We start from the raw sequence: 16,276 nt of genomic DNA, 5'->3' as shown, positions 1-16,276 counted from the left end.
GTGTGAGCAGCCCGGCCGTCCCAGCCGAGTACACCCTTGACCGAGACCGGCCAGCGTTCATCGGCCACAGCATCAGCTGCCGGGGGGCCTCAGTTCGTAGCGGCCCGTTGACCGGTTTCGGTGGATGATCCAGCCGTCGTCGTGGATGTGGTGGTGGCAGCCGTTGCAGACCAGCACCAGGTTGTTCAAGTCGGTGCGTCCGCCCACCTTCCAGGGGATGATGTGGTGCGCTTCGCAGTAGTTGGGCGACTTGCCGCAGCCCACGCAGCCTTGGTCTCGGAAGGCCAAGGCGACACGTTGGGCATCGCTCGCAGTGCGTCGCCTCCGGCCCAGGCGCATTTCGTCGGCCGCGGCCCTGAACACTGCGGGCAGGATGTCGGCGTCACACGCCCGTTTGATGAGCTCGTCGATGGGAATGGGGGTTCCATCGCCAAGACGGGCACGCTTGAGCTCGCCTTGCACCACGTCGTAGTCGGCCACGATCAACAGCGCTGTGCCCGAAGGCCGCTTGCCGTCAAGCTCGAGGATCAGCTCGGCGATGGCGTCGGCCGTGCGCTGCTGCGGGCTGCGCCGCGCTGCAGGGTCTTCGCTGCGCCACAGCTCGCGTTCCTTGGCGGAGATCGCCGAGGCGAGCTGCGCACCGGTGATCGGATCGAATTCGGCGCCCAGCACCACCATGCCATTGTCCGAACTGGTGAACACCCGCCCGGAGCGCTGCTCGCGCTGGTGATCCAGCAGCGACTTGCCGTCGTCGATGCTGACGTCGGCCTGGTGGCGCCGCACCGTGCGTGCGAACTGCTCGTAGCTCTGGATGCGTGCAGCGTCGGCCAGCATCTCCTCGTCGATCGGCCCCTCGGCCGCGGCCCGGGCGATGAGCCGCGCATGCGCGAGCGGCATCGCCCCCTCGTCCAATGCCCGCCGCACAACATCGAGGGTGCGCAACTGCACCCCAAGCTCTACGTCTCGCTTGGCATCGCGGCGGGGCGCACCGAGCACATCGCGGGCGGCCCGCTCAGCGCGTTCGGCATCTTCACGGCGAGCGATCTCGCCCAGCACAGCGGCCTTCATCGCCGCCAACGCGGATTCCGCCTGCCCGATCACCCGCAGACGGCCTCGCAACCCCCCGTCAGACAACCCAGCCGCGTCCGCCGCAGCTACGCACACCCCGCCCGTCACGCCGGTCGTTTCCATGCATGCAACCGTAGAATGGAGGTGTCACAAGAACACTTGAAACCTACTGAAACATCAATACACTGCCGTCGCCACTTCAGCCGAGGCATTCGGTTCGTCGGTACGGTGCACCATGCCTGACGCAACCGTGCTCGTCGTCGGCGCAGGACCCGCCGGGCTCGCGATGGCGATCCTGCTCGCACGCATGGGACTCGACACGATCGTCGTGGAGCGTCGCAGCGGCGTGAACCCCCATCCTCGGGCTCGATCGGTCAACGTCCGAACCGCCGAACTGATGCGCCAGTGGGGCCTGCTCGACGAGATCGACGCCGTGAGCCGGCCACGCCGGCGATCGGCTCCTCGACAGCTACGAGACCGAGCGACCCCCCATAGCGGCCTACAACGCGCAGCGCTCTTTCGAGAACGCCCGCAGCGTCGGACGGATCCGGGGGGTGTTCGAATCCGGTGATGCGACCGCCGAGCAGGTGCGCGAGGCCCTCGAGGCGTCGGCGCGCTACGGGAACTGGCTCGGCATGGACCTCGGGCTCCACTACGAACAGGGATGCCTGATCGGTGACGGCACCCCGCCGCCGCAGGTGAACGACCCCGTGTCGGACTACGCCCCCACCGCTCGGCCGGGCCAACGAGGCGCCGTGCTGATCCGACCCGACGGCCACGTCGCCTGGCGCGACCCCCATGCAACGACCGCCGCCGCCATGGCCGCGCTCGACACCCTGCTCGCGCAATGAGAGAAAGGCAGAACACGGGAGGCGATGATCAAGAGCTCATCAGCTTCCACCTCGCCCAGGACATCATCGAAAAGAACGGCCTCGCGGGCAGAAAGGGCGCCCCCGAAACGTTCGATGCATGGGGATTCGTGCACCTCGTAGAGCGAATCGCCCGCCCGACAGACGACTCAGTCGTGGACACAGTTCAGCGACCTCCTCGACCTCTGTGCCTACGTCGAGCTCGACGATGCAATCCGGCGACGGCGCCTCATCGATCGTCATGTGAAATTCGGGAAGGCTCCGCAGGCCGCTGAGACGTTCGGGCACAGTTCCGACGAGAAGAATGCCGAACTCGTGAAGACGACCAAGTCGAGGGCCAGCCTCGTCGTCCAGATGGATCCATAGGCAGCTCAGCGCCACGAGCTCGCCGGCCGCGCAGGGGTCAGAGCCAAATGGCCACCTCCGACTCACGCCTCGATCAGGATGCGACGGTTGTCAATCACGGCCGTAATCTCAACCTCCCCTCCGAGCTGGCCGACGATCGACTTGAGCAATGCAAGCGACAGACGGTGTCGCAGCCACTCCTTGCGCGACCCGTCCACTCCTGTAGCGACCACGCACTTCCCATCCGTCCCAAACATCTTTTCCATACACGAGAACGTAGAAGCGGGGTGTCACAGCCATGATGTTGGGGTCAGCAGTCGGGCCCGGGTCTGACCCAGGGTGTCACGGGCTTTGTGCCTTTTTCGTGATTTGTCGGCTCGGTGTCCTGGCTGCTGGCGCGCACCGGCCGGTCGGGCGGACGTGACTTGATAGGAGCCTTGGCTATGCACCGTGGCTGTGCTGTCCGCCGTCCCGGCCGGTGGTGCCTTGATCACCCGGTTAGGGAGAAAGGCAGGGGTTCATCATGGCTGATGAGGCGGTCGGCGTCTACGGGGGCGTCGACACGCACAAGGAGGTCCATGTCGCTGCGGCGGCCGACCAGGCGGGCCGGGTGCTCGCCACGGCGTCGTTCGGGGCGGACCCGGCGGGGTATCGCCGGCTCGCAGAGTGGCTGGGGTCGTTCGGCCCTGTGGTGCGCGTCGGCGTGGAGGGCACCGGCTCTTATGGGGCGGGGCTGACGCGCCACCTGGTCGGCTCGGGTGTCGAGGTGGTCGAGGTGAACCGGCCGAACCGTCAGATGCGTCGCCGCCGCGGCAAGTCCGACACCGTCGACGCCGAGGCCGCGGCACGCGCTGCGCTCAACGGCGAGGCGGCCACCGTTCCCAAGGGCGGCGACGGGATTGTGGAGTCGATCCGGGCGATCCGGGTCGTGTTGTGCTCGACGCGTGCTCATCGCACCCGCATCTCCAATCAGATCCGCGATCTCATCGTCACCGCTCCCGACCGGCTGCGCAGCGCCCTGGAGCCGCTCACCACTGCGCAGCGGGTGGCTCGGTGCGCTCGGTTCCGTCCCGGCGACCCCGCCGAGCCCGCCGAGGCGGCAAAGATCGCGTTGCGCACCCTGGCCCGCCAATACCAGGCCCTCGACGCCGACCTCGACGAGCTGCGCCGCCATCTCGACAAGCTCACCAACACCGCCAACCCGGCGCTGCGAGCCGCCAAAGGCATCGGCGCCGACACGGCGTCGATCCTGCTCATCGCAGCCGGCGACAACCCCGCCCGGCTCACCACCGAAGCCGCGTTCGCGGCGCTGTGCGGCGCATCACCCGTCGAGGCGTCATCAGGCAAGACCACCCGCCACCGCCTCAACCCCGGCGGGAACCGCCAGGCCAACCACGCCCTGTGGCGCATCGCCATGGTCCGCCTCGCCACCTGCCCCCGAACACGCGCCTACGCCGCCCGCCGCCAAACAGAAGGCAAATCACGCCGAGAGATCATCCGATGCCTCAAGCGCTACATCGCCCGAGAAGTCTTCGCCCTGCTCGCCGACCCCCACCACACCAACAGCGCCGACAACCCAGGCGAGCTGCGACACCGACGACAAGCAGCAGGCCTCAGCCTCGCCCACGCCGCCGACCAGCTCAACACCTGGCCCGCAACCATCTCGGTGATCGAACGCGGCAAAGCACCCCACCACCCCCTCATACCCGCCTACCGCGACTGGCTCAACACACTCCAACCCGCCGCTTGACGAACCATAGGAGCATCAAGAACACACGGCATGTTCTGAATATCGGCATAAAGCCAACGTCAACGGTCGCCAACAGCAGCTCCGCAATTCGAGACGGATCGGTGTGCCTCGACGACTCCGCCGATCAGAAGGCGGCGCGGGCAGAGGGCTCCGGGGTCAACCCGTGGCCTAGGGCTCCCACAACAGCGTGTCGGCCATGAATTGGCTCCAGGCGAACCAGAACGACTGGTGACCGTCGATCTCCGCACCGTCAGCGTCGACGGCTCGCAGCCCGCCGCCGTCGAGATGCAGCGTCACACCGCCGAGTTCCACCGTCCCGCCGTTTTCGAGCGCAGCCACCGCTGCGGCGACAGGAAACCCAACCGGGGTGCCGTCGTCGAGCACCACGCCGAACACCTGGTCGTGGACACTGAGGCGACCGTCGACGTCGCCGACCGGGAAGATGGGCCCGTTGTCGTCGCGGCCGCCCAGCGGGTTGAACGGGTACTGGCGGCCGATCCCCCCATCGGAAGCCACGATCGTCGTGTCGGGATGGGCGGCCTGCCACTCACCCCAGGTGGTGGTGACCACAGTGGCCTGAGGCAGCACGATGCCTTGCTCACGAAGCGGCCCCGAGACCGCCCGGCCGGTGAACGTGTTGAACACCGACTTGGTGACGAGGTCGTACATCACCTTGTTCGACCGTGACAGCAACCCCGATGTCCGCAGAACGGGCACTGCTACGCCATCGGGAACCGCATCGGTGAAGTAGGCCGGCGCCGAGCCGCACAGCGTGCAGTAGGGCATGCCGATGCGGCGCCCCCCGAGCGTGTCGTTGACCATCTCGTGGATTTCCATGATGTGGCGCGGGTACGCCCGGGCCTCATCGCCGATGATGACGGCGAACACGATGCCGTCGTCGGGGTACCACGAACCTCCCGAGGCGTCGGTGACCGCAGGGTCGTCGAGCGCTGGGATGCAGCCCCTCGGGCACGGGCGGGCGTCGCCGAGTTGACGGTTGTCGATCAGCACCCCGCCCCAGCTCACGATGCGCCAGTCGATCTCGGAATCGGCGTCATCGAAGAACGGCTGCCAACCCGGCTCGACCAGCGTGAACAGCCGCTCCTTATAGTCGTTGTAGCCGTCGAAGGCGGGCAGATCCCACGCGAATAAGTGATCGGTTACCGACTGCCACGAACTCCTCGCGGCCACCGGATCGTCGGCCAGCCGGGCGCCGGTCAGCGACTGGAAGGCCGAGACGGCCCCGTCCGCGATGTCGCCACGGGGGAAGAACCTGAGCAGGTCCGAGAGAATCCAGGCCAGTCTCGGATCTCCCGACTGGGCGAGCCTTGCGACGGAAGTGCCGCTGAATCCGACTTCGCTTTGGAAACTGGACCAGACAAACTCGAGGTCGTCGATTGCGGTCTGTGCGATCGGGCCCGTCGGCACCTCAGGTGGAAGCGGGAACGCGTACCCGAGGTGATTCCGCAGCGCCCCGCTCTCTCGTGGGTCCAGCAGCACGGCATCGGAATCCGACTCTGCCACCGTCGCCGGAGCGCCAGCCGAAGTGGTGGCCGGAGCGGTCTGCTGGACGGGATCCTCGGCCGCCTCAGCCACCGACGTCGGGGTCACGGTAGATGTCGGTGTACCCGTGTCGCTAGCGGCACAGGCCGCGGCCAGCAGTGCGGCTCCGATCAGCGGGGCGAAGAAGCGGAACCGCACGCGGCCACACTATGACGCGGTGAGGCGGTAGATGCCGCCCCTGCTCACCACAAACTCCCGCCGTCGAGGCGGGTCCTCGCTGGCTCGTAGCGTGCCGCTCATGCTGGAAGGCAAGCGAATCGTGGTGACCGGGGCCGGCGCAGGCATCGGCGCAGCCATTGCGGCCGCTGCCCGCCGATACGGGGCCGTTGTGTTCGGTGCCGACATCGACCCCGATACCGCCGTCGACGGGCACTACAACGTCGCCGACGAGGCCGATGTGGCCCGGCTGTTCGAGGCAGCCGCCGCCAAGATGGGCGGCATCGACGGGCTGGTCAACAACGTCGGCATCGCAGGCCCGACGGGCGGGGTGGAAGATCTCGACCCAGCGGCGTTCGATCACTGCGTGCGCGTCAACGTCGGCAGCACCTTCCGATGCACTGCAGCGGCGGTGCCATTGCTGGGCGAAGGGGGCTCGATCGTCAACATCGTCTCCACGGCGGGCATCTTCGGCTACCCGCTGCGCAGTCCCTATGCCGCCTCGAAGTGGGCAGTGGTGGGGCTGACCAAGACCTGGGCAATGGAGCTCGGCGGGCGTCGCATCCGCGTCAACGCCGTGTGCCCCGGCACCGTCGAAGGCCCGCGCATGGAAGGCGTGATCGAGCGGGAAGCAACCGCCACCGGCGCCAGCCCCGCAGCGATCAAAGCCGGCTACACCGCCCAGGTGTCGATGCGCACGCTCGTTACCGGCACAGACATCGGCGAAGCCTGCGCCTGGCTGCTCTCAGACGCAGCCCGCTACGTGTCAGGCCAAGTCCTCAGCGTGGACGGCAACACCGAAACCCTCCGCACCGTCTGACGCATCGTCGAGCGGACGATCACAGCCCACGGGCTCGACCGAGGTCGAGTGCTCCACGCTGCCAGCGAGGATGACCCGGGCAGTGCGTGTGCTCTTACGGTCGCCAGCGTCCACGGTGCCATGCCAAGCCTCGGCAAGCTCTAGCGGTGGTTGCAAGTGAGTTGAGTGTAGATGTCGTGTGCTGATGCCCAGTGGCGGAGTCGGCGGTTTCGGTGCCGATGGCGGGGATGCCCATGTCCTGGTAGGTGGCCATGGGGAAGTAGGGCACACCGAGTTCGTCGAAGGACCGGCTCGGGAAGCTCGGTGAGACCTTTTGTCCGCAAGATCCCCAGCAGCTCATCGGCGCGGGTACTGCACATCGGTGCGGAGCTACTCGCCGATGTCGCCGGCGAGCAGCTTCACCACATCCACGGCAGGTGCCAGCAAGCCGAGCGTGCCGACCGTGGTACCGCCGCCCCCACCGGTAATGGCCAGACGCAGCAACGTAGGGACGCCAATGAGCTCACGCCGGTCGTTGAAAGCCGGGCCGCCGCTATTGCCTGGGGCAATCGGTGTGTCGGTCTTGATCCACGTCACACCTTCGATCTCGGTTGTGCCCGAGTAGCGACCCGTGGTGAGCGTCATGGTGTCGCCACCGATACCCGGGTAACCCAACGCGGTGATCATCTCACCTGCCCGCAGCGGCTCGTCGGCAATGGTCACGGTCGGCAGCGTCTCCACGTCGGGGTCCATGGCGAGCAGGGCGAGGTCTCGTGCCTCGGCTGCCCGTACGATCGCCACAGGCACGAAGCGCTCCGGTGCCTGTTCGAAGGTGCCGCCCAGGTACGCCCGAATGCGGCGGCACTCGCGCCCTTCACTGTCGAAGACCACATGGTGATTGGTCACAATGTGACGGCCGTCGCCGATGACAAAGCCGGACCCGGATTTGATCGTGCCGCCGGCGACGCTGACGCACCGAACTTGAACGACCGATTGAGCAATTGCGTCCCAGTCGGGTGTGTCGCCACCAGAGCCGGAGCTGTCGGATCCCCCCAAGCCGCGGACCGCGCCGTTCGCCACTGCGGAGAGCGCGTCCGTACTGATGGTGGCCGACAGGCCGACCGCGGTCACGGTCAACCTCGCCGAGCTGCCGCTGGCGAGCGCCCAATCGCGCCCGAATTCGGCAAGCGTCTCGGGTACGGGTTCGTTCGGGTCGGGCGCGAGCAGCAGCGGCTGGCAGGGGCCGCGGACCGCACCCGCGGCCAGGCCGCCAAACGGGATCGTCCCGCTGGCGACGGCGACGTCGGTGACGGGGTGGCAGCCCGCCGTGTTGAAGACACGTCGGGCGATCAGGGTGGCCGTCTCGTAGCGGTCTGCGCCGGCAATGCGGGTCGTCTCGATGCCGAGGTCTTCGATCTCTTCTTCGACCTCGGCGGAGATGGCTGCGTAGCCCCCGAGGATCGTGACCGATTCGACCTCTCGGTCCTCGTCGGCCAGGAACCGCTCCGCCTGTGTGTGGAGCTCGTCGGGCGTGGTCAGGATGAGCGGGGTTTCCTTGGTGACGCTGGGGGCGGCTGCGACAGCGTCGGCGAAGTTGACCCCGGAGGCGAGATAGACGGTCTCGATCGTGTCGGGGGCGAATTGGCGCGCTACCCGGCGGGCGGTCTCGTAGCGGTCGTCGCCGGCGTACCGGTCCACCCGGAAACCCATGGACCGCAAGGTCTCGGCGACGCCTTCGGACACAGCAGCCGGGCCGCCCAAGATAATGACCTTGGCACTGGGGTGACCGGCACATGGCCCGAGGTAGGCCCGAGTGACCGCCGGCAGGAATGTCTGCTTGGTCAAGAGCAGGGGTCGGTCGAGCGCAGCACCGGCCAGCGCGTCGGGCCAGTTCTCGCCCGACGCCAAGGCCACGCTGTGCGAGCCGATCTCGGTGTCGCATGTGCCGCCTGCGACGTTGGCGGCGAGCTCGTACACGCTGAATCCGTTGACCCGCCCGGTGGAGATGCTGGCGCTCTGTGCGGCGGCGGGCTGAGCTGTGAGCAGCATCGAACCTGCCAGGATGACGCTCAGCACGCCGAGTGTTGCTCGATGTCCGCGGCACCGCGCCTGATTCGTCACCGTTGCCTCGCGCCTGCCCTCATGCCGACTTCGCACTCTACGCAACTGGGCTCCGATTACTGGGCAGCGTTGATGTGTGCGGACGCTCGGCACCGGATCCTCGTGATTGGGCGCATAGGCCCCCACCAGCGTCGGCGCTGCGGGTTCGGAAGCCGGTGCCAAGCCCCCGCTTACGCCGCTCACCCGGAAGACCTCGTCGTAGCCAGCCAGGGCAGCCAGCCATGGAACCCGCCTGCGAGGCCGCATCAATCCCACTCGAGGACAGCTTGTCTCAGCAGCAGCATGGCTCTAGCACGCGATTCGGGAATCGGCGGCGATGGTATCTCGCCATTCCTGCGTCGGGACCACAGCAGTCGCTCAATAGGTGAGGAGCTACGGGTTGTTCCCGCTCGGGGATTCGGGGACCTCGATGCCGCGGTGCAGCCCTGCGGCGGTCTCAAGACGGGCGAGTCGGCCGGTGTGGTCCAGCAGTATCGCGTTGACCTCCCGGAAGCCGGCCTGCATCTCCGCACGCAGCTCGGCTCCGAGGTTCTCGATACGGACTCCCTGAGCGTCGATGCGGTTCCCGAGCGAGCTGAACTGCCACATCATCAGACCGATGAGCGCGCCCAGCAGCGTTGTCGCCAGCCCGCCGAACACGCTGATCACGGCATTCGGCGACATGCCCCGCCGCGCCGCCGCGCCGCCGGCGGGCGCCGAGCCGGCCGCTGACCCAGCCAAGCCAGCCGAGCTGCCGGTGCCAGTGTCGCAGGCCCGCGAGCCGTCGGGCGTGGGCTGTTCGGCCGGTTCGGTCATGGCGGCGGTCGTCTCGACGGGACTGGGCATCGGGCCGATCTCGTGACCGGCGCGCCGGACGGCCTTGCTCAGCTTGCGCGCCCCGCAGACCTTGCGGTTCGCGACCCACAGCGCCAACAGAACCTGCATCCGCACTGCGCCGCGAACTGCCCTCGCCGATGGCTCGCGCTCGCGGCGCTTGGCCGCGTAGTACGTGCTTGGGGCCACCTGCAGCGCAGTGCAGACGGGCTCGACCCCGAGCGGTTCACAGCTTGTCTCAGCAGCAGCATGGCTCCAGCACGCGATTCGGGAATCGGCGGCGATGGTATCTCGCCATTCCTGCGTCGGGACCACAGCAGTCGCTCAATAGGTGAGGAGCTACGGGTTGTTCCCGCTCGGGGATTCGGGGACCTCGATGCCGCGGTGCAGCCCTGCGGCGGTCTCAAGACGGGCGAGTCGGTCGGTGTGGTCCAGCAGTATCGCGTTGACCTCCCGGAAGCCGGCCTGCATCTCCGCACGCAGGCCACCGATCTCGGCACGCAGCTCAGCTTCCAGTGCGCTCATCTCGACGCGCAGCTCGGCTCCGAGGTTCTCGATACGGACTCCCTGAGCGTCGATGCGGTTCCCGAGCGAGCTGAACTGCCACATCATCAGACCGATGAGCGCGCCCAGCAGCGTTGTCGCCAGCCCGCCGAACACGCTGATCACGGCATTCGGCGACATGCCCCGCCGCGCCGCCGCGCCGTCGGCGGGCGCCGAGCCGGCCGCTGACCCAGCCAAGCCAGCCGAGCTGCCGGTGCCAGTGTCGGAGGCCCGCGAGCTGTCTGGCGAGCCGTCGGGCGTGGGCTGTTCGGCCGGTTCGGTCATGGCGGCGGTCGTCTCGACGGGACTGGGCATCGGGCCTCGCTGAGCATCGCGGCGCTACATAGCGCGCATCAGGTTCCGGGTCGGTCGCCGCACAAGCCGGGCAACGAGGCTGAACTCACCATAACCGTCCGCCCCGCAACACACGAACCTGTTTCTGATTCTCGCTGTGATTCACCCCGGCGACACCACCAGTCTTCTCACAGTCATAGGAATCGCCGACTGACCCGACCGAGGGGGTGGCACCGGTCTCGTCGAGTCGCTCGCCGTAGCGGATGCTGGTGAACCGGCTGCCGACGGTCGAGCCCCTTACTCGAAAAGAGTCGCCGCCCGCCGCAGGATCTCGTTCGCCCGCCGCAGCCCGCGGTTCTCCTGGCGCACATGCACGACGTTGCGAGAACGTCGCTGCGGCGTTGATGTCGAGTCCGTCCCGCAAACCCGACAAACCCCACACTGCCACGGAGGCTCAACCTGTCACAGCAGCAGAACTGTCAACAAGGTCCATGGGCATTACACCTAGAGCACCTGTAGTGCTAGCTCGTTATCCACAGGCTCGCATACGCCAAACTGGGCCGCGTGGTCACTCACCGATGTAATCCCCCAAATCAGGTGACAGGGACCCGTTAGTTGAACCAACTACCGGATCCCCGTCAGCGGAAAAGCCACCTACCCGATGCCAGGCAGCTACGAAGTGTTCTCCAAGTCTCGCTGCGCTCATGTCGGTCTCATTCTCGATGTCACGGCACAGCGTTGATGTAGGCGTCGGCTTGCCAGGTGGCGATGTCGTCGTCGGGCCCGGAGCCGTGGAGCGAGATAGTGCCTACGAATCCGCCTGCGCCGTAGCCGCCGTCTGCCAGCCCGACGACCGACGCGCTCAAACCCAGGCCGCTCGGGGCTTGCGGGTTGGCGCCGTAGACGTCGATCAGCCACGATCCGCCGCTGAGCACGCTCATGCCTCGCAACTCCCAGACATCGCCGTTCAGCCGGGCCTCGCCAGCGGCAGTTCCCGTCACGGTTCCCCTCGCTGTGTCGGTCGACCACAGCGCATTGAACAGGTCGGGATCTTCCTCGCCGAGGCCGCGCACGATCTGGATCGACAAGAACGCGCCAGTCAGCGCCTCCCGGTCGGGCGGCATGTGCACGTAGTCCTGGGGTTGGTCCGAGCGGAACGACCAATTCGTGACACCGCCCTGGGTGGGATCGTCGTAGCCCGGCAGCCCCTCGTGCCCCCGTGCCTCCAAGGTGGCCGGCTGCGCCATCCAGAATCGCCGGTGCTCGTCGGCCACCAGCACGGTCGTTATGGAAGAACGTCCGAATGGATCCACGGCGCGCACGACAAGGGGCTCGTCGTCGGGCAGCGCCGAGACCACACAGCCGGGGCCGCCGTCGCCTTCGGTGCGCGACACGCCGTCGGCGTCGGCGCCATACCAGCCCAGCTCGGGCAGGTCGACCACAGCCAGCGGCGAACGCCGCCACGACGTTTCCGCCACCAGCCAACGTGCCCCCACGTAGGTGGAACGCGGGAAGCACAGCCAGACGCGCCCAGAGGCCGAGCCGCCGCCCGATCCCTCAGGGTTGTTGTCCGGGAACGGCCCGCCGGCATCGGCCCTGTGATGCACCAGCCCGTCCAGCGCCAGCCGCGTGGCGAACGCCCCGACTCCCCGCCGTGCACCTGGCGCCTTGACCGTGCGGCTGGGATTGGTGCGGTCCGTGGTCTGTGCGCCCACCAGAATGGGATTGTCGGGAACCTCAGCCGATATCAGCCGACCGCTCACCGCTGCGGACGCCTCGGCCATCAAGCCGGGGTGAATGACCGACGGCCCGCCGAAGGCCACGACGAAACCGGGCTCGAAGCAGTGGCCGTCGTTGAGGGCCTCGCCGTAGGCATCTGCGTCGGCTGCACCGCGCCGCCCAATGCCCCCCACCGCATCGATGCACCGCCGGCTTGCCGTGAATGACTGGCGCAGGAAGTCCGATACCGACGCCGGCAGCTCACTCGCCCCAGCGGGCACCAGCAGAATGGGCACCGCGGATCGCTTCGGCCACGGCACCCCGGTGGTCGACGGGCTTGTGGCCGAACGCCGCGCCGCGGCAACGAGCCCGGTCTCGGGCGCCGTCACTGTCCCGGCCATGCGTTCCACCACATAGGGCTGCGCCTGGGCAGACGGGGCCGTGGCCGCTCCGCACCAGGCACCGGCGCCCAGTGCGTCAGGCCAGCCGCGAGCGCGGTCGCCGTGCCCGCTCGAGGCCACCAAGCACACCGTGGAGCGGGCGAAGTGCTCGCCGTTGCGGCTCGGCCACCACCCGCCGAAATGCTTGGCCATGGCGACGCTGGTGGCGTAGCGATCCGGCCCTGAGACGCGCAGCATTTCGGCCCCTGCGATATTCGCTGCCGACGCTGCAACCTGCTCGGGAATCTGCGCTGTTCCGCCCAGCACAATCAGGTTCTCTGCGTCGAGCAGGCTGAGCGCCACCGCGGTCTCGTCGGGAAGGCTGTCGCTGCCGTCAGCCAGCAGCACCGGTACCTGCCAGAAGCTCGTCCACCAGCCCGCAGCGAGCGCATCCACCCCGCCGGTGAGCACCACGGTGCGGCCCAGCAGCTCGCACTCGCGTGCTCGTGGACGCCACTCCACCACCGAGTTCGCGTAGAAGGTCATGGTGGCTGCGCCGTCGGAGGCGGAACGGTCGGCGCATCCGTCCACGCCCCCAGGAATGGGCGCTGTGCCCAGCGCTGTCGCGACCGCTGCAGCCGTGCCGTACCGCGAGGCGCCGCTCACCCGGAATACCTCGTTGTAGCCGATGGACACCAGCTCGGACTCCACCTCGACCGGAACCGCAGCCTCGCCGCCGACCACGATCGCCTGGCGGGCTGCGTTGCAGCCGCCTTGGCGAAGGTCGTGCGCGGCCAGCCGAGTGGCGTGATTCAGCGACCGAGCCCCCGAACGGGCCGAGCCGGTGAGCAGGATGGGCGCTGCCAGCGTGTCGACCCGGTTGAAGCCCCCGATGGGATCGAACAGCGGATCGCTGGCCGCGACCCGCCGCAGATACGGCTCGCTGGAACCGCCCGTCGAGTCCGACAGCGCCGCCGCAGCCAGCGCGTCGGCCGGTGAATCCGACGCCACCACGATGATCGACCGCGGGCACACCCCCAGGCCCCACCAGCCGTTGGCAGCAGCCAGGCTTCGTCCGTCGCCCGAGGTGGCATCGGGTGAGTCGAACGGGAAGCCGCCGCGGCCGCGCATGGTCAGCGCAACCGCCAGCGCGGTCTGGTACCGGTCGGCGCCGAAGATGCGAATGCCGTTCGGCCAGGCCTCGAGCTGCGGCGCCGCCAGATACGACTGCGGCCACTGGCTCGGTGGCACCGGCCCAGGCCCCGCAGCAGCCGCCGTCTGACCGCTCGCACTCGGCACCGCCAGCAATGACGCCGCCGTCATCGCCGCAACGAGCGCGGCCACCCATCGAACCCGCCTGCGCGGCCGCATTCTGTCCATCACGCGACAGTCTGTCGTGTAGGTGTCCCAAACTCACCGCGCCGCGGCGGCGCGACCCTCGTCCGTCAGTTCGTACAACCGTAAACGGCCGTCAACTGCCGACTCAGCGTCTGTGACCAGCCCTCGTTCCTCGAGCCGGATTAATGCTTCCGAGATCTTCGGGCGGCTTCTCCCCAGCGCGGGCGATCCGCAGTGGCCACGAGTTCAGGTATGACGCCAAATTGACGAGACCCGACCTACGAGGGCTCATTGCTTGGATCGGTGACTGTATTGATGATCGCTTGCTCAAAGGGCCGTTGCGCATCCAGCAGGCACTTCGCTTCCTCAGACGCAGCGACGCGAACCCTGTGTGCGAGCTGGGTCAGCCAGTCCGGCAGCGGTCCGATGCGCGCCGAGTCATCGAGCCTGCGGTTCGAGTAGTCGTACTTGTAACCGAAGTGCTGCACCCTTCTCGACAAGTCGTCGAGCCATGGCGAATCGGCGCCGTCGATCTGAGCCAGCAACTCGGCCTCATCGTGGGCCGTCAAGAACGCAGGGTGGTACTCGAGACCTCCAGGCACCACCGCCGTCTCCTCAGCCAGCAGCGACAGTTGAACGCTCACGCCGTGCGCTGCGCATCCCGACGCTGCTTGATCTGTTGCCGAATCGACGACTGGGCATCGAACCGGGATTGCGGCACCGACATTAAATTCCTGAGCAGGCGGTCGTCCGCACCGAGGAGCGCCTCAAATTCTGGCTCGCTGGCCTCACCCAGGGCCTCAATCCATTCCTCGTGCAGATTCGCCTCCATCAGAACCGGTGCCGCATTGAACAAGCGTGAGACACCACGCACACCGGGCCCGAGTCGAGCAGGACCACATCACCCTGCATGAGCATCCGATGGACCGGCACCTCCTCGGGAGGACACACGTACCAGACGTCAAAGGGATCCTCAGGTTCGTCGAGTTCGCTCAACGTGTCCCCGTCAGCTACGCCGGGCGATCACTCGCTCGCCATCAGGGCGTTCAACAACCATCCAATCCGCGTGTGTGTCCTTCCGCCAGCTAGAACTCCAGCGGTCCAGCAGCTCTTCGACACTCAGTCGCCCCTGCGCGTGCTCAAGGATGTCTTCGTCAAGGCCAAAGCGATAGATCTCAGCGGCCGTGACGGTGTGTTGCTCGACAAGAGGCATCATCAGCCAACCGACCGGATCGCCGATCGGCCCAGCCTTCTCTAGAAGATCCAAGAACGCAGCAAGTTTGCTCAGCGACCGCAGGCGCTCGGGCGCAAGTGCACCTCCCGATCGCCACTTGCGTACCGCTGAGATTGAAACCCCGCACAACCGGGCGACGTCAGTCCATCCGAGTCCACGATCGACCGCCAGCTCTTCGAGAAGCGCCTCGCTGCCGCCCTGCGCCTTCCGATTGGTCAAATGGCTCAGAGTGGTCGCTTGCGGTGCACGGTGGCTGTGCACCTCATCCACGCTGGAGAAACGAGGTGTCGCGGTACTCGCCCAACGCATGCAACCCCAATAGGACTCATTGAGGTCGGCGATCGCCTCCGATGCAGCAGCCGTGCCGATCTCGGGCATGAACCCCGAGCCAAGCTGGCGGGACTTCGCTGAGGTTTGATCGGTGATGAGCGTCATGGCTCCTCCCGAAACAATTCCCGCGCACGATCGGTGATCGAGCGTTGGAAGAGTCTCCCTATCGGTTCGTGTAGCTCGTCGAGCACGGTAGCGACCGGCTCGGTGTCGAAGTCGATCATTTCAGGGCCGCTGGTGTCGCGATACGAGTCGACGTCAATAACAAAGAAAGGGCCGTCTGGCGTTTGCCTCCGTCGGCGCAGAGGCTTGTCCCCGACGACTCCCGGGCCGACCATCGCGGCATAGCGGACCAGCATGTGATGGTTGCCGTTGTGTAGTACGGCCGCAGTGGTGAAGCCTGCAGGTGACATGTCAGGCACCGTCTTCAGGTGGCTGAGGACATCTGCAGCGACCCAATCGCTCCACTGGGATGCGTCGGTGATGGTCTCGGGAACGCGAATTTCGTCGATGTACCGCAGGCCTACGCGCTCGACGCCAGCCACTCGCGCATTGCTGGCAACCACACTGATCGCTTGCATGATCAAGGTTCGGAACGCTGACCACTCGCTGTACGTGGTGGTCTCGATCGCCAAGGACGTTCGGGTAACGACGACCGAGGATGTCCGATCGCGATTGGAGAACCGCAACAAGCGCTGGGTTTCATCGCCATCGTCCGTGTCGTCGTCTGCCCACTGCACCGTTCCCGTGGCGGGAATTGGCAACGAATCAGAAAACTGCTCTACCAGACGGTTCAAGATGTCATCATCCGTCAGACGCGGCACTAGTGGGAACCGGATTTCACAGGTGACGAACTCCAGCGGTGCGTTCGCGTACACCTCGCGCGTGTAGCCCATCTGCCAGACACTATAAACCCAAACCCGCACCAGGACGGGTACCGAAACTCACACCGGT

The 16,276-nt window shown here is 67.0% G+C and carries 19 protein-coding genes; 5 read left to right on the top strand and 14 right to left on the bottom strand.

All coding sequences use genetic code 11. The annotated features are described in order from the left end of the window. Nucleotides 1-72 precede the first annotated feature (72 nt). Nucleotides 73-1,191: an HNH endonuclease gene (locus tag ACQY5K_RS14250; RefSeq protein ID WP_428116467.1), complete on the bottom strand. Its 1,119-nt coding sequence runs from the start codon at nucleotides 1,189-1,191 to the stop codon at nucleotides 73-75. A 112-nt stretch (nucleotides 1,192-1,303) separates the two neighbouring features. Between ACQY5K_RS14250 and ACQY5K_RS14245 the strand changes: the two genes are divergently transcribed. From ACQY5K_RS14245 to ACQY5K_RS14235, 3 genes are all read left to right on the top strand, one after another. Further along, nucleotides 1,304-1,639 (top strand): FAD-dependent monooxygenase, encoded by a 336-nt coding sequence (locus tag ACQY5K_RS14245; protein WP_428116464.1) that lies wholly within the window; start codon nucleotides 1,304-1,306, stop codon nucleotides 1,637-1,639. Beyond that, nucleotides 1,623-1,919, top strand: coding sequence for a hypothetical protein (locus ACQY5K_RS14240; protein WP_428116461.1), 297 nt, complete (start codon nucleotides 1,623-1,625; stop codon nucleotides 1,917-1,919). Before ACQY5K_RS14245 ends, ACQY5K_RS14240 begins: the two co-directional genes overlap by 17 nt. A gap of 261 nt (nucleotides 1,920-2,180) precedes the next feature. Then, nucleotides 2,181-2,303 carry a hypothetical protein gene (locus ACQY5K_RS14235; RefSeq protein ID WP_428116458.1) on the top strand — a complete coding sequence of 41 codons (123 nt, stop codon included), beginning with the start codon at nucleotides 2,181-2,183 and terminating at the stop codon, nucleotides 2,301-2,303. 62 nt (nucleotides 2,304-2,365) lie between these two features. On the opposite strand, the gene ACQY5K_RS14230 is transcribed toward ACQY5K_RS14235, so the two are convergent. Next, entirely contained in the window at nucleotides 2,366-2,548 is a 183-nt protein-coding gene (locus ACQY5K_RS14230) for a hypothetical protein (protein WP_428116456.1), read from the bottom strand. Between the two features lie 257 nt (nucleotides 2,549-2,805). Between ACQY5K_RS14230 and ACQY5K_RS14225 the strand changes: the two genes are divergently transcribed. Next, complete coding sequence (locus ACQY5K_RS14225; protein ID WP_428115133.1) at nucleotides 2,806-4,032, top strand: IS110 family transposase; 1,227 nt, start codon at nucleotides 2,806-2,808, stop codon at nucleotides 4,030-4,032. Between the two features lie 168 nt (nucleotides 4,033-4,200). Here ACQY5K_RS14225 and ACQY5K_RS14220 read toward each other — a convergent pair whose 3' ends face one another. Further along, a complete protein-coding gene (locus tag ACQY5K_RS14220) occupies nucleotides 4,201-5,733 on the bottom strand; it encodes a DUF3179 domain-containing (seleno)protein (RefSeq protein ID WP_428116453.1) in 1,533 nt (510 codons plus the stop codon). Nucleotides 5,734-5,833: 100 nt separating this feature from the next. Here ACQY5K_RS14220 and ACQY5K_RS14215 point away from each other — a divergent pair, with 100 nt between their 5' ends. Further along, entirely contained in the window at nucleotides 5,834-6,571 is a 738-nt protein-coding gene (locus ACQY5K_RS14215; RefSeq protein WP_428116450.1) for an SDR family oxidoreductase, read from the top strand. A gap of 369 nt (nucleotides 6,572-6,940) precedes the next feature. On the opposite strand, the gene ACQY5K_RS14210 is transcribed toward ACQY5K_RS14215, so the two are convergent. The 11 genes from ACQY5K_RS14210 to ACQY5K_RS14160 all read right to left on the bottom strand — a co-directional run bounded on the left by ACQY5K_RS14210 (nucleotide 6,941) and on the right by ACQY5K_RS14160 (nucleotide 16,218). Further along, complete coding sequence (locus ACQY5K_RS14210) at nucleotides 6,941-8,626, bottom strand: cell wall-binding repeat-containing protein (protein WP_428116447.1); 1,686 nt, start codon at nucleotides 8,624-8,626, stop codon at nucleotides 6,941-6,943. 417 nt (nucleotides 8,627-9,043) lie between these two features. After that, nucleotides 9,044-9,673, bottom strand: a complete 630-nt coding sequence (locus tag ACQY5K_RS14205) for a hypothetical protein (protein ID WP_428116444.1) — start codon at nucleotides 9,671-9,673, stop codon at nucleotides 9,044-9,046. Between the two features lie 150 nt (nucleotides 9,674-9,823). Next, on the bottom strand, nucleotides 9,824-10,342 hold the full coding sequence (locus ACQY5K_RS14200; RefSeq protein ID WP_428116442.1) for a hypothetical protein: 519 nt from the start codon (nucleotides 10,340-10,342) through the stop codon (nucleotides 9,824-9,826). A gap of 85 nt (nucleotides 10,343-10,427) precedes the next feature. Further along, complete coding sequence (locus ACQY5K_RS14195) at nucleotides 10,428-10,769, bottom strand: hypothetical protein (RefSeq protein ID WP_428122858.1); 342 nt, start codon at nucleotides 10,767-10,769, stop codon at nucleotides 10,428-10,430. A 277-nt stretch (nucleotides 10,770-11,046) separates the two neighbouring features. Further along, complete coding sequence (locus ACQY5K_RS14190) at nucleotides 11,047-13,764, bottom strand: cell wall-binding repeat-containing protein (RefSeq protein WP_428116440.1); 2,718 nt, start codon at nucleotides 13,762-13,764, stop codon at nucleotides 11,047-11,049. 69 nt (nucleotides 13,765-13,833) lie between these two features. After that, a complete protein-coding gene (locus ACQY5K_RS14185; RefSeq protein WP_428122710.1) occupies nucleotides 13,834-13,977 on the bottom strand; it encodes a winged helix DNA-binding protein in 144 nt (47 codons plus the stop codon). A gap of 59 nt (nucleotides 13,978-14,036) precedes the next feature. Continuing rightward, nucleotides 14,037-14,402 carry a hypothetical protein gene (locus ACQY5K_RS14180; RefSeq protein ID WP_428116437.1) on the bottom strand — a complete coding sequence of 122 codons (366 nt, stop codon included), beginning with the start codon at nucleotides 14,400-14,402 and terminating at the stop codon, nucleotides 14,037-14,039. Then, entirely contained in the window at nucleotides 14,399-14,590 is a 192-nt protein-coding gene (locus ACQY5K_RS14175) for a hypothetical protein (protein ID WP_428116435.1), read from the bottom strand. The genes ACQY5K_RS14180 and ACQY5K_RS14175 overlap by 4 nt, the downstream gene beginning before the upstream one ends. Further along, nucleotides 14,590-14,754, bottom strand: coding sequence for a hypothetical protein (locus tag ACQY5K_RS14170; RefSeq protein ID WP_428116432.1), 165 nt, complete (start codon nucleotides 14,752-14,754; stop codon nucleotides 14,590-14,592). The genes ACQY5K_RS14175 and ACQY5K_RS14170 overlap by 1 nt, the downstream gene beginning before the upstream one ends. A 10-nt stretch (nucleotides 14,755-14,764) precedes the next feature. Next, nucleotides 14,765-15,427, bottom strand: a complete 663-nt coding sequence (locus ACQY5K_RS14165; RefSeq protein ID WP_428116430.1) for a helix-turn-helix domain-containing protein — start codon at nucleotides 15,425-15,427, stop codon at nucleotides 14,765-14,767. Beyond that, entirely contained in the window at nucleotides 15,424-16,218 is a 795-nt protein-coding gene (locus tag ACQY5K_RS14160) for a TIGR04255 family protein (protein ID WP_428116428.1), read from the bottom strand. Before ACQY5K_RS14160 ends, ACQY5K_RS14165 begins: the two co-directional genes overlap by 4 nt. Nucleotides 16,219-16,276 lie beyond the last annotated feature (58 nt).

Source organism: Candidatus Poriferisodalis sp., from assembly GCF_965262965.1.
GTDB lineage: Bacteria > Actinomycetota > Acidimicrobiia > Acidimicrobiales > Poriferisodalaceae > Poriferisodalis.
The sequence above is the reverse complement of the archived record's forward strand: the minus strand, read 5'-3'. Positions and strand labels throughout refer to the sequence as shown.